The 12534-nt window shown below is 37.6% G+C and carries 16 protein-coding genes; 7 read left to right on the forward strand and 9 right to left on the reverse strand.

The window, feature by feature from the left end:
* Nucleotides 1-279, forward strand: a 279-nt coding sequence (locus ACO1O5_RS01355) for a YceI family protein (protein WP_486267723.1), incomplete at its 5' end; no start/stop codon positions are given.
* Nucleotides 280-318: 39 nt separating this feature from the next.
* Nucleotides 319-1245 carry an adenylate/guanylate cyclase domain-containing protein gene (locus tag ACO1O5_RS01360; protein ID WP_486267725.1) on the forward strand — a complete coding sequence of 309 codons (927 nt, stop codon included), beginning with the start codon at nt 319-321 and terminating at the stop codon, nt 1243-1245.
* An 86-nt stretch (nt 1246-1331) separates the two neighbouring features.
* Here ACO1O5_RS01360 and ACO1O5_RS01365 read toward each other — a convergent pair whose 3' ends face one another.
* Genes ACO1O5_RS01365 through ACO1O5_RS01375 form a run of 3 tightly spaced genes read right to left on the reverse strand, consistent with a single transcriptional unit; the run spans nt 1332 to nt 2749 of the window.
* On the reverse strand, nt 1332-1913 hold the full coding sequence (locus tag ACO1O5_RS01365; protein ID WP_486267727.1) for a dihydrofolate reductase family protein: 582 nt from the start codon (nt 1911-1913) through the stop codon (nt 1332-1334).
* Nucleotides 1914-1936: 23 nt separating this feature from the next.
* On the reverse strand, nt 1937-2419 hold the full coding sequence (locus tag ACO1O5_RS01370) for an SRPBCC domain-containing protein (RefSeq protein ID WP_486267729.1): 483 nt from the start codon (nt 2417-2419) through the stop codon (nt 1937-1939).
* A 3-nt stretch (nt 2420-2422) separates the two neighbouring features.
* On the reverse strand, nt 2423-2749 hold the full coding sequence (locus tag ACO1O5_RS01375; RefSeq protein ID WP_486267731.1) for an ArsR/SmtB family transcription factor: 327 nt from the start codon (nt 2747-2749) through the stop codon (nt 2423-2425).
* A gap of 446 nt (nt 2750-3195) precedes the next feature.
* On the opposite strand from ACO1O5_RS01375, the gene ACO1O5_RS01380 reads away from it, so the two are divergent.
* Both ACO1O5_RS01380 and ACO1O5_RS01385 read left to right on the forward strand, forming a co-directional pair.
* Nucleotides 3196-4557, forward strand: a complete 1362-nt coding sequence (locus ACO1O5_RS01380; protein ID WP_486267733.1) for a MutS-related protein — start codon at nt 3196-3198, stop codon at nt 4555-4557.
* Between the two features lie 184 nt (nt 4558-4741).
* Entirely contained in the window at nt 4742-5119 is a 378-nt protein-coding gene (locus ACO1O5_RS01385; RefSeq protein ID WP_486267736.1) for a DoxX family protein, read from the forward strand.
* A gap of 325 nt (nt 5120-5444) precedes the next feature.
* On the opposite strand, the gene arr is transcribed toward ACO1O5_RS01385, so the two are convergent.
* The 4 genes from arr to ACO1O5_RS01405 all read right to left on the reverse strand — a co-directional run bounded on the left by arr (nt 5445) and on the right by ACO1O5_RS01405 (nt 8937).
* On the reverse strand, nt 5445-5852 hold the full coding sequence (gene arr, locus ACO1O5_RS01390; protein ID WP_486267754.1) for an NAD(+)--rifampin ADP-ribosyltransferase: 408 nt from the start codon (nt 5850-5852) through the stop codon (nt 5445-5447).
* 661 nt (nt 5853-6513) lie between these two features.
* Nucleotides 6514-7035, reverse strand: a complete 522-nt coding sequence (locus ACO1O5_RS01395; protein ID WP_486267738.1) for a nuclear transport factor 2 family protein — start codon at nt 7033-7035, stop codon at nt 6514-6516.
* A 198-nt stretch (nt 7036-7233) separates the two neighbouring features.
* Nucleotides 7234-7629, reverse strand: coding sequence for a hypothetical protein (locus tag ACO1O5_RS01400; RefSeq protein ID WP_486267740.1), 396 nt, complete (start codon nt 7627-7629; stop codon nt 7234-7236).
* A 432-nt stretch (nt 7630-8061) separates the two neighbouring features.
* The gene (locus tag ACO1O5_RS01405) at nt 8062-8937 is read right to left on the reverse strand and encodes an alpha/beta fold hydrolase (protein ID WP_486267742.1); all 876 of its coding nucleotides are present in this window, start codon (nt 8935-8937) and stop codon (nt 8062-8064) included.
* A gap of 744 nt (nt 8938-9681) precedes the next feature.
* Here ACO1O5_RS01405 and ACO1O5_RS01410 point away from each other — a divergent pair.
* The 3 genes from ACO1O5_RS01410 (at nt 9682) to ACO1O5_RS01420 (ending at nt 11410) form a co-directional block, all read left to right on the forward strand.
* Nucleotides 9682-10821, forward strand: coding sequence for a hypothetical protein (locus tag ACO1O5_RS01410; protein WP_486267744.1), 1140 nt, complete (start codon nt 9682-9684; stop codon nt 10819-10821).
* A gap of 127 nt (nt 10822-10948) precedes the next feature.
* The gene (locus tag ACO1O5_RS01415; protein ID WP_486267746.1) at nt 10949-11128 is read left to right on the forward strand and encodes a hypothetical protein; all 180 of its coding nucleotides are present in this window, start codon (nt 10949-10951) and stop codon (nt 11126-11128) included.
* Between the two features lie 39 nt (nt 11129-11167).
* Nucleotides 11168-11410 (forward strand): hypothetical protein, encoded by a 243-nt coding sequence (locus ACO1O5_RS01420; protein ID WP_486267748.1) that lies wholly within the window; start codon nt 11168-11170, stop codon nt 11408-11410.
* Nucleotides 11411-11640: 230 nt separating this feature from the next.
* Here ACO1O5_RS01420 and ACO1O5_RS01425 read toward each other — a convergent pair whose 3' ends face one another.
* Complete coding sequence (locus tag ACO1O5_RS01425) at nt 11641-12126, reverse strand: cupin domain-containing protein (RefSeq protein ID WP_486267750.1); 486 nt, start codon at nt 12124-12126, stop codon at nt 11641-11643.
* Nucleotides 12127-12237: 111 nt separating this feature from the next.
* A partial coding sequence (locus ACO1O5_RS01430; RefSeq protein WP_486267752.1) for a cyclic nucleotide-binding domain-containing protein occupies nt 12238-12534 on the reverse strand: 297 nt, incomplete at its 5' end.

Below are 12534 nucleotides of genomic sequence, written 5' to 3' on the forward strand. Positions count from 1 at the left end.
AAATTTGTTGGCACCAGCTATTCCGTTGCAAAAGATAAAGGAAAACTTACAGGCAATCTCACCATTAAAAACGTTACAAAACCTATAACCTTGCAGGTTGAATTTGGCGGCATTGCAACTGACGGTTACGGACAAACGAAAGCTGGCTTTACTGTTGAAGGGAAATTAAGCCGCAAGGAGTTTGGGGTTACCTGGGACGCGGTGACAGAAGCAGGGCATGTTGTGGTAAGTGACGAAGTGAAATTTTTTGCGGAAATACAATTAGTAAAACAATCTTAAATTGTGACGCGTTATTTAAAGCTTTGAAAACATGCTGAGATGACTGAACAAAATTTCCAGGTAGAGTTTTTAAAAGAAAAATGCGTTGACATAAGGACAAACGAAAGTATACTAAGTGCGTCACTCAGGGCGGGAATACCTCATTATCATGTTTGCGGCGGTAATGCTAAATGCAGCACCTGTCGCATCCTCGTGCTGGAAGGGCTGGCACATCTTTCAGAAAGAAATCAAAAAGAACTGGCTTTGGTTAAAGATTATAATCTTCCACCGGAAATAAGACTTGCCTGCCAAACAACCGTTAACGGTCAGCCGGTAAAAATACAACGCATCATCCGCGACGATACCGACAAAGAATTGTACTTACCCATACACGAAAAAGATCTTCCGTATGAAAAAGAATTGGTTTTAATGTTCCTGGATATTAGAAATTTTACTCCATTTACAGCGTCGTTTCTTCCTTTTGATATTGTGCATATCTTAAAGAAAATGTTCCTGATTTTTGAAGGTGAAATTAACCAGCATGGTGGCAGAATTATTGAAACTGCGGGTGATGGTTTATATGCCGTTTTTGGAATGGACACATCCCTTGCGAATGCTGCCCGATCTGCCGTTGCAGCATGTGAAGAAATACTGCATAAACTGGAAAAATTCAATAAACAATATCTGGCAATACATTTTCATCACACCCTGGAAATTGGAATCGGGCTTCACGGAGGCGCGGTCATCGTTGGTAATATCATCATAAACAAAAAAAATCATCTAACCGTAATGGGATATCCCGTTAATGTAGCATCGCGAATTCAAACTGCCACACGTGAACTCAATAATAATTTTTTGATATCGGAAAAAATTGCTGATTTGGTATTTAGCCACTCTTCTAAAGATGCGGTTGATACGATACACGCCAAAGGTATCGTTGAAGATGTGCGGGTTTATCATCTTGGCAAACCCTACTCCAATAATTAATAATTGATAATGTTAGCATACAACAGCAAATAACGATTCGAACCATACGAATACCAGGTGGCAATTACTTTGTTAGCGGCCCATTGCTATTGCCTGTCCACTGTGTAATTCAGTTCAGTTACCCCGCAAGTAAATTGCCGTGTAGTCAATAGTTTTAGATTTATTTTCTCTTTGATATCTACAAACAATGGAATGCCTTGTCCAAGAATTATGGGATTAACAAATAGCCAGTAGCCGTCAATCAAGTTCAGCTGAATAAGTGAATGTGTTGCTCTCGGGCTGCCAAAAAGCAAGATGTCTTCATTCCCGCTATTGCGGGATTGTTTTATTTCATTGATGTTCTGCGAAAGGTTATCGCTAATAATTTTTGTATTGGCCAAATTCGCGTCTTTCATTGTTTTAGATAAAACAATTTTGTGAACTTTATTATACCACTTTGAATGTTCAATGTCGTGCTTGCTGGCTCCCGGCTTGTCTCCTGCTGTAGGCCAGTAATTTTCCATCATCTGGTAAGTTACCCGTCCGTATAATGCCGCATCACTTTGGCTTATCCGCTTACCTACATGATCAAAAATTTCTTCATCAACTTTAATCCAATTCATTTCTCCGTTTGGCCCTGCTACAAAGCCGTCAAGCGATACATGCATAAACGAAATTATTTTTCTCATATGGTTCTGTTTGTTATTGTTTTTTAATGTTTGTTACTAACTAATAAGTTGAGATAGTTTTCAAGTCGGATTAATGTTTGCTTACCACCTTCAATGGCATTTACCTTTCTATTTAATTCTTCGATAATTGCTTCTGACTTAAATACTGACTTCATTGTCAATAAGGTTTTCCCTTCAACTTCTTCAAATGAAACCGAAACGGTAAAGTTATAATCGTCGCTTCTTTCACCAGAATGTTTATAGGTCAACAGGGATGGCTTTTTCACTTCTACATACTCAATTTTATTAACCCAATCCCGTCCCATACCGTGCATGATAAAATCCCAGGTGTCTCCCGGTTCTACATTCATTGATTTGGTAGTTAGCGAAAAACCATTTGGCCCCCACCATTCTTTTATATGTTCCGGTGAGGTCCATACTTCCCATACCAAATCTCTTGGGGCATCAAGAATCCTTGTATGGATAAGAATGTTCCCTTCCTGTTTGAATGAATTATAATTTTCCATCTTTTATTTCTTCTTTTTTTGAATCTTAGCCAGGTAATTTTCCAGGGAGTCAAGCTTCTTTTCCCACAGTTGTTGATATTGACTGACCCAGTCTGACACTTCTTTCATTTTTAAAGGATTAAAGTGATACATTATTTCACGCCCTTTTTGCTCTTGCTTTACAAGCTGGCATTCTGTCAAAATCTGGATATGCTTCGAAATTGTTTGTCTCGAAGAATCAAAGTTTTCTGCGATGGCCCCCGGGGTCATTGCCTGCAATGCCAGCAAAGCCAATATGGCTCTACGTGTCGGGTCGGCGATTGCCTGGAATATATCTCTGCGTGCTTCCATTTTATGCAGTTACCTGACTGCAAATATAGCGCAGCTATTTGACTGCACAAAATTTTCTTGCTCTTATTTTAATAAGGCAATTAATAGAAAGCTATGTTGGGTTGTTTAAAGTCGATCTACAAAGAGCGTAAATGGAGATTTCTTATTTTAACATTCGAAGCGCAGCCTGGGGATCGTCTACTTAAGCACAAACATGCCTAACGTACAAGACTATGCGACATATCTTGCGCTAAAAAATTTACTCATGTGCGGGGACGAAATCGGGGACAACTTTGTTTGATTTGCATGATCCTTCTGCATCAAAAAGCATTACAATTTAAGTTCTATCCAACGCTGTGTATATTTGCTTAACAACTGTTTCTCAAATACCGGCGATAATAAACTGAACCAGATTAATTATTGTAACATGGTAAATCCTGCCACTGACAAGGCCCAAAGATAGATATATGATATTCGATATTGATAAGCAGACAATCCGGGACCTTGAACTCTTTACCGATACAAAAAATGGCAATTCCATATATTCTGTCTTCAACAGGACAGCCACAGTTGGGGGACAAGATACACTCTATGAAATGCTCAGTAATCCTGTTGCTGATCGTGACTTTCTTCAAACCAGGAAAGAAGAAATTAATTTCTTTTTTCTCCATGACTGTCACTTAAAACTATATAAAAGACAATTAGATTATATTGAATACTATCTTGCAATCCGAAGATCCCCGCTCAGGAATAATATAATTGACGCCACACTCAATGCATTATCAAACAAGATTAAACTAAGTAGCGACTACTATACCATCACCGAAGGCATTTTCCACATCGTTCAATTACTTATTGACGTTGACAAGTTTATAGAAAAAGCTAAAACACTTCTCATGCCGGTGAGCCTGGAACAAGAACTCGAAAAGATAAAGAAGATAACCTCTTCTAGAAAATTAAATGGTTTATTTAAAAGTCCTCCCAAACAGGCCAGGGATTTGAATTCTTCGCAAATCAATAACCTGGACCAATTTTTCCGGGTAACTGAAAAGAAAACATTCAGAGAGTTGCTGACCGCAGTCTATAAAATCGATGTCCTTCAGACCTTGAGCCAGGTAATGAAAAATGAAGGATTCAGTTTAGCTGACTATTATACAGAAACTCAAACAATATTTGATGTTGTTGATGGCTTCCATCCTTTCCTCCCCTCGCCCGTTAAAAATAGTTTTTCATTTAACCAGGAGTCAAACTTGTGTTTTGTAACAGGGCCAAATATGTCGGGGAAATCAACATTCCTAAAAACTGTGGGACTAATGATTTATTTATCCCATGTTGGGTTCCCCGTTCCGGCAAAATCTCTAAAAACCTCCATACTAAATGGATTATTTACCACTATTAATTTAACCGACGATATGAATCTCGGTTACAGCCATTTCTATTCCGAAGTAAAAAGAGTAAAGGATCTGGCGCTTAAAATTAAACCCGAGGGTAAATTTCTAATTATTTTCGATGAGTTGTTTCGGGGAACCAACGTTAAAGATGCTTACGACGCCTCCTTAATGATAATTTCAGCATTAGCTAAAATCAGAAATAATATCTTCTTTATTTCAACACATATTTTAGAAATTGCCAATACCATTGAAAGCAAAGACACCATAATGTTCAGATGCTTTGGATCGGAGCTTATTAATCAACAACCCGTATATGACTTCAAATTAAAAAAGGGCATTTCAGAAGAACGGATCGGCTTGTTAATTATAAAGAATGAGAATATTCTTCACATCCTGGATGAAATTGTGAGAAAGCAAGAAAAAAAACAAAACCTATAACTTTTGCGGTCGTTGGTTTTCCCGATAATTTCTTCATCGCCCGCAAGGCAAGCGGGAAAGAATTATTTTCATATTTAAACATTCTAACGACGGCCTGGAGAAACAAACAATGGCACCTGCAAAAATGAAATTTGTACCTTATTTTTATTGGTAGAAAACAATTCAGAAATTAAAACAAAACTAAATGACACCAAAAGCCACCAACACAGTTTACTGGATTTGTACCATCATTTTCGCAGCGCTAATGGTATTTTCTGCGGTGGGCGGTATAAAGCCTTCCCAACAGGCCATCCAGGTAATACACGATGGCCTCGGCTATCCTGTATATTTTATACAATTTATAAGTATTGCAAAATTGCTCGGCGTTATTGCAATTTTAATACCGGGTTTAAACCGGATAAAAGAATGGGCTTATGCAGGCCTGTTTTTTGATCTTGCAGGCGCTGTCTATTCAGGTATAGCCGGTCCGGGCAAGTTCGACCCTTTGATGCTCACCATGCTGATATGGATAGTGCCGGGTATTTTGTCTTATTATTTCTGGCATAAGAAAATTAAAACATAATTATTTTCTGCCGGCGGCTATACTTAGTGTGCTCATAACCGTTAGTTACAAAGAACAACCCTCGCTGGTTATTTAAGTATGGTACCCGATCGCCGGATTAGAGCGCTTTTTTATTTAAACATTCTTTGAACGGCATATGAGAGACCGGGTGAATATAAAGCGCCCGCAATGCCTGGGCGGGGCGTATGTATTATTTTTTTATGTCGAATTGAACAAACCTAAATTACGGGTTAATGATTCTGACAGCAATAGCGTTGATGGTTCGCCCACTAATGCAAAACCCGTGTCAGCGGTTCTTTGTTTTTGTTTTGTATTCGTCCAGTCTTTAGTTAATAATTTCCCCTTTATTATTCGCCAGCTTATCGCGCCATTTTTGGAGTTCTCCGGGCGTGGGCTTATCCCAATCTGCTACTTCTCCAACGATTTTCAATGGTGCCTGGCTGCGAAATGATCGTGTCGGATTGCCCGGGAATTTTTTGTCTGTAACATTCGGATCATTTTCAAAACTTCCTGTTGGCTCAACGATATAAACATGTTCATGTCCATCACCCTTTGCTAATGCAGCAGCAAGGCCTGCGCCATTAACCATAGCCGTGAAATAAATATGATTCATTTTGAGTTCAGCTTTATAATTTGAACTGCCTCCCGCTGTCAGCAAATCGCCAATCTGCAAATCTGCTTTGGTCCCGTGATAAAAGGGACCTTTGTCAGCTGGGTTGTTGTTAAATAAAATTGCTAATTCAGAATTCTCTTTCGCCTTTTCACGGTCGCCTAGTTCTTCATAGCATCTGGCAATGTTTGAATATAAAGAAGGGAAAGCACTCTTAACAGCATCATTATTTATTTTTAAAGCAAACTGCAAAGACGTTTCAAGCCATTTCAACGTGCCGGAAATAGTTTTTTGATGTCGGGCTACATAATAAGCTGCAATATATTTTTCAAAGTCGTTTGTCGCTTCGTCCCAGCCTTGCAAAAATAATTCGAGCGCCTCTCCAGGTTTACCTTTTCCTTCCAACTCCATACCTTGAAGACAAAGTTTAACAATATTATTGAATGGGGAGAATTCCATTTATTTTGACTATGATTTATTTAATGTCAATTCAGTTGTTTGTTTTTAGGCCTTTGGAGCGTCCGGGAATAACCGCCAACTAACATAAAGTCAAACCTCCACTACACTTAGCGTGCTCATGACCGTTCGTTTCACTATACTTATTTTCTGACCCGTACTCTCCATAATACTAATTCCTGGCACTGCTATAAATATCTGATATAAATTGAACTTAGCTCCAAACAAAATACACAGTCCTTAATTACTTAAACGTTGCACAAGATATAAAAGAAAGAGGTTTTTTTATTGAGACATTCTTGTCACATGGAGCGCCGCTCGTTATTTCTTACTGTATAGGTTTTGTAGTCATTCTTGATATTTTCCAACCGTCCTTCGGGTTCCATATCCAATGGGTTTCGAATTGTCCTTTTATATGTGCAGTGTCCTTTGTCGGAAGTATAGTCACTTGTTTATAGGTTCCTTTTTGAATGGCAGTGTCGCCAAATATTTTTATGGAATCAGTAATTGAATTATTTGATAATACCCTATATTCTGAAAATTTCTTAAGAAAATTCCTGATCGTGTCACGACCTTTAGCTACATCACCCAATTCACCGTCAGGAGTGTATTGAAGCGCAATGGAGTCAAAATCCATTTTCTCAAGTAATCTGTCGTAGTGGCTCATGCCGTCAATGATGCCTGAACTGTTATGGTTGGTTTTACAATTGGAAATGCATAACGAAAAAGCCAGTATTGTCGTTGCGTAAATTAAAGAATGCCCGGCCATAAAAGTGAAAGTTTGAATTTGAATAGTGGCCCCAAACGGCCACAGCTTTGCGCAGGCGGGATAATAATTATTCGTCTGCACGCGACTGTTGCCAAATTTATGATTAACTGTTCACTGTTTGTCAGGCTAAATGCTGAATATAGAATCATCATAACTCTGATTACACCACTAACAATTTGATACCGACCAATTATTAGCACGTCAGTTTAAGGTTCCTTTTAACAGGCAGGCCCATAAGAGGATTTTTTTATTTGAGTATACTCACGCCAACATGGCTAGTTACCCTATTTGCAATGTCAAAACTCTTTCTTTTTTAATTATAGCAAATATCATTATCGCTGAAATAAGGCAATAAATTATTGACTCAACAATTAAAAAATTATTTTTTATAAAGGCACCTTCAAATATGGTAAATATATTTACAAGAATCACCAATGCAAGCGCAATTTTAAGTATTTGAGAGCTTTGTTTAATGAGGGAATAAGCTATTAGAGCCCCAAAAGAAAATTGTCTCATAGCCCACATGGTCGTAAAATGTCTTACATCTTTTGCTAAAAAATCAGTGTCGGGAAAAAAAGTTTTTGGATAAACAACAAGATTTATGGAAAATGCTAAGATACTTAAGGTCATCAAGCTGGCAACAATTGTTACCCATAGTGGAATTGATCGTGTCATGTTAGATTTTTGATATGATAAATAATTACTGCCTAACCTTTGTATTTCCCTATAAACCCCAACTCCCAATTTTACAGATCATTAATTTTTATCAATACTCATATTCGCTTTTGTTTTGTTGGGTTGCGTAAAGTCATCCGATTGTTACCGGATTATCAATCCAAAGTAATATTTTTATTTAGTGAATCCAATAGGTTAAGAATATTAATTAATGTTTCTTTTTAACAGGCAGATATAAAAGAGCATTCATTTATTTAAGTATACTCAGGCCAGCACGGGAATCCTCTACTCTAGCATAAGGATCGCTAACGAACAAGGCTATGCGACAAAGATTGCTAAACAACCAACTTATATGCCTGGACGAAAGGCAGGGTTCGTGCTTCTTTTTGTTAAGCTAATATCTTTTTTAAGCAGGGTTTATTTCGATAGTGCTTAGTTTAAAAAGTTTTCAAAATAATCTAAGATTGTTTTTGTCTGCATCATTAAGCTCACATGCCCCTGCGAAGGAACAATAGCCAAATGCGATTTTGGCATTGGTTGTAAGTCTGCAGAAACACCGCCTCCTAACAATTTATATGTCTTCATCAACTCAATTTTATCCAGTCCATCATTATCACCAGATATAATTAACACAGGCGCAGCAATATTTGCAATATTAGAGTCACCAACGTTGAATGGTACTTTTGCGAAATCAAACATTTGTTTTAGAAAACTTCTCCATTTTGTCTTATCAGGCGCCACTTCATCGTATGCGGTTTTTATTGGTGTGTTATCAAAAAATTCAGGTTTAAAATCTTTAAAACCTGTGTTCACTATGGGTAACCAACCCGCAGTTTTGTAAGTAGAAGAAATGATTACTAATCTTTTTAAACGTTTAGGGCATAGTACAGAAAATTGATAAGCAACAGAGCCGCCCATACTGTATCCTGCTACATCAGCACTATCAATTTTTAAGTAATTCATTACTCCTTCCACATCTTTTGCAAAAGTCATAATATCTAATTTTCTGTCGGAATACGGTGAGTGGCCATGCCCTTGAAATTCAATGGCTATTACTTTTCTTGTTTTTGCCAATTCAGGTATTAATTGTCCCCAGTTCATTTGAATAGTGTAAAAAGCACCATGCAGTAAAACGATAGGTTCACCTTCGCCATATACTTCATAATAAACTTTAGTGCCATTAACAGGGGCGTAGCCACTGTCGGCAGGTTTAACTTGTTGTCCATTGGATTGAAATGCTGTAAAAAAAAGCATCGCTAATATTACAACTGATTTTATAATCCTAAAATCTCTATTTACTTTTTTCATAAACGTTTTTAATTTTTGAATTTTATTTGATAATGCAAATATGGAAATCATTTTAGGATTTTACATGGTTCAAATACGACAACTTGAAGGTGGGATTGCGACAAACTTTTTTCTCCATCAAATGAAAAAGTGTGTGTCTGTCATTTGGTGTCGCCGCAGCACGACCGCCGGCGGTAGAAAAGCGAGTACATTCCCGGCTGCAGTTAATGTGCTCGTAACCGTTAGTTTCGCTAACTTTAGTTTCTACACCCACGCAAATACCTCAACATATTAAAGTTGTTACTTCCATTATCATAAAACTTTTTTTGAAACAAAACGGGAACGCAACAATGGTTGGCCGTCGGTCATGAAACCGAACGGCGGCTCTCACTAGGAGTTGATGCGGGCTTGCGAAAGAGAGGTAACACCCTACAGAGGCTAAAAAATTAAACTTCACAGCTGCATGAATTCCTGACAATTACTTCGATATACTTTTATTATTGGCATTCAATATATATCTTCACAAACAATTTTTTTGCCCCCGTTATTTATCTATCAGATTTAAGTGAGAGTTGACTAATATAGATTTCCGACAAAGCAGCGAGCCGAATGATAATGTCAGCAAGATGTTATGCCTTAAATAAATCAAACGCAACCATGAACAGACAAGCACTCATCTTTATTTTGTTATATTTAATATGATTGGAGAATCAGCAGGCAGACCAATCATTCCTGACTAACTGTATCTACCAAAAAAATGACCACATGAAAATAATTTACTTACTGACATTTGTATTTCTTTTCGGCTGCTTAGCCGCCAAAGCTCAGAAAGGATATTTTGTAAGGGCAAGCATTATTAAAAGAGATGGTGATACTCTCCGGGGTTATATTGACCGTGTAAGGGACAGCCGGTTGTCTGAAGGAATAACTTTTAAACAAGAAACTGGAAGCAATACTGCACAGAAATTTAAACCGGGTGATCTGTTGGGTTTTATTTTAGAGGACGAACATATCACTTGTGAGACCATTACATACGAGCATGTAATAGCGGGAGAAAATATTTCTGAAAAAAGATTTGCCATCCTGCTTTTAAAAGGATATTGCAGCCTGTACTACCTGGCGCTGAAAGAAGAAGAGATTAAGATCATATTTGAACAAAGTAATGACCATATTTTTTTAGCGAAAAAGGGAGATGTTTTTACTGTATTGCGACAATCTGAAATAATGGATGACAACACGTACAGTTTACATAAAGACTATACCGGAGAATTAAAAAAACTGTTCAGCGATTGTAGTTCAATAAATGAAAATATGATTATGAAGACAGAATTCAGTAAAAAGTCAATGTTGAAAATTTTTGAAAAATACAATCTTTGTATACAACCTGGTGTACCTGTGCAATCATACGTAAATATAGAGAAAGTAAAAATCAAGTTGGGTATCAATGCGTCTTATACATTTTTTAATTACAGAAATGCAAACAATAGTTCGGGAATATCCGGCGGTTTTTTTATTGCAGTTACAAACCCCGACGCTAATCAAAGATTGTCTTTTTCCTTCGGATTTAATATTACAAAATTGAAATATGATCTTTTTTATCCTGCTACCCTTGAAAAAGAAAATGATAAAATATCAATGTACAGGTTCCCGGTAAAAGGCACTTACTATTTAACCAGAAGAAAGATTGCTCCATTCATTAGTTTTGGAATTATTCCGGCCTCTGTAAAATTGAATTACACCGGAAGCACCGGTTACGAACATACAGATTCCTATTTTACGGCATTTAGCAGTATTGGTCCGGGTATATCATTCGGGAAATCGTTTGTTGCTTTTATGGCTGAACAAAAGGGGCTTACATTTGGCGGGGGTACCTATTATAATTTACAGCTGGGGTATATATTTTAAAATACTTTTCCCTACGCTTGCACCAAGAGGGGGCTAAACCTACGATTGCACCAGCACGGTTAACGAACATTTTCGCGCCAACAGGGCGAAAAAAATTATTGAACATATAATGTAAAATAAATTTAAAATGAAAAAAGCCATTTACGGATTGATAATTACAATATTAATTCCCTCCTTTGTTCACGCTCAGAGCAATAGAACCTTTGCTGACCCAGCACATTGGATTCCACCGGATTTCGACCCGAATACCTGTACCCTTTTAATTGCCAAATATCCTCTAAGAGAAAAAGATGAAAAAAGAATGTAAGAGTTTATTAGTAAAGTATACCCATGGCCCTATGAAATTGTGGATACAGCCGAAATTAAAAATAACCCAACTAAATACAGTGATAGCGTAAAATATAAATATGCATTTCTATGGACGCTCAAAAATTGGTACGGGGAACGATATGATGTTGACCCCAATGGTTTTTTTTACGACCGAACTAATCAAAAAGCATATCCGACGACAAAAAAGATTAACAATTATGGCGATAAGTCTTATATGCCATTCTTTAATACTATTGTTAAGTATTTCAAGCATAATTAAATTAAGCCTTACTAACAACTAACCATACACGCAGGTTTTTATTTGTTATTATTCATGGCCGTTTTAGGCCCTCGTACACGGACGCATGCACTAAGTCTCCACAGTTTGAAGGTTATGCTTGCACCAAGAAGGTGGCTCTCACGAGGAGTTGATGCGGGCTTGCGAAAGAGAAGCAATACTTTCGGAGGCTAAAAATTACTGTATGATGAATCGATGAATTAATGCTAAGCTCAATCCTGGCTTAATGGGGGGCCAAGTAACGTCATTCCATATTTCTCAAAGACTTGGGCAACAAGGGTTCGATCCGGGTGACCATTTCGGGTAAGTGGCCCAAGCTCTTCATAAAAATGATGTCCGCCGCCGGGAGTATAGACCACAATAACCTCTCCGGGTTCATCAGTTAGATTTAGAAAGGCGTGGGGGATCTTCGATGGCAGATAGGCAAAGCCGCCCTCTTTTAAATAAAAAATTTCGTCTCCAATTCTAATTTTGAAATCACCTTTCAGAACATGGATCGTTTCTTCCTGAAAATGATGCACATGAAGTGGTGGGCCGCTTTTTGGCGATACCTCCACAATAAAATAGTCAAATGCGCCGCCAGTGTCATCACCGGTAACTTTGAAGATAAGATCACGGCCGGGGCCTGATTGAAGCCTTAAGCCTTCACCGTCTGCCAGTACGGTTTTAGTTGTTTCTGCTAATTGATTCGTTTGCATTTTTTGAGTTAATTATGAAGTGATAAAAAAAATTAACTCTGTAAAGATGATTGGTGTTGCTTTTTTATCAAATAACCTTGGTTAAAAAGCAGGTTAACCTTGGTTAAGAATTCATTTTTTTGATAACCGGCTTCTCAGGCGGCTTAAAGATGGAGGTTCAATATCCAGATAAGCAGCGATGTACTGTTGGGGAATCCTTTGAAAAATATGTGGATGTTTTTTGACGAGATTTAAATACCGCTCTTCAGGCGTAAGAGATTTTACTTCCCTCAAATTATTCATTGTCGCAAAAATCATTTTTTGTTTCTTCTCCTCAAACAGCGCTTTCAATTTGGGAATATGATCCTCTAATTTATCAAGGTCGCATTTCGAGATACAGAGCAACTCGCAATCCTCCATTGCCTGGAT

This window comes from Ginsengibacter sp. (assembly GCF_057362405.1).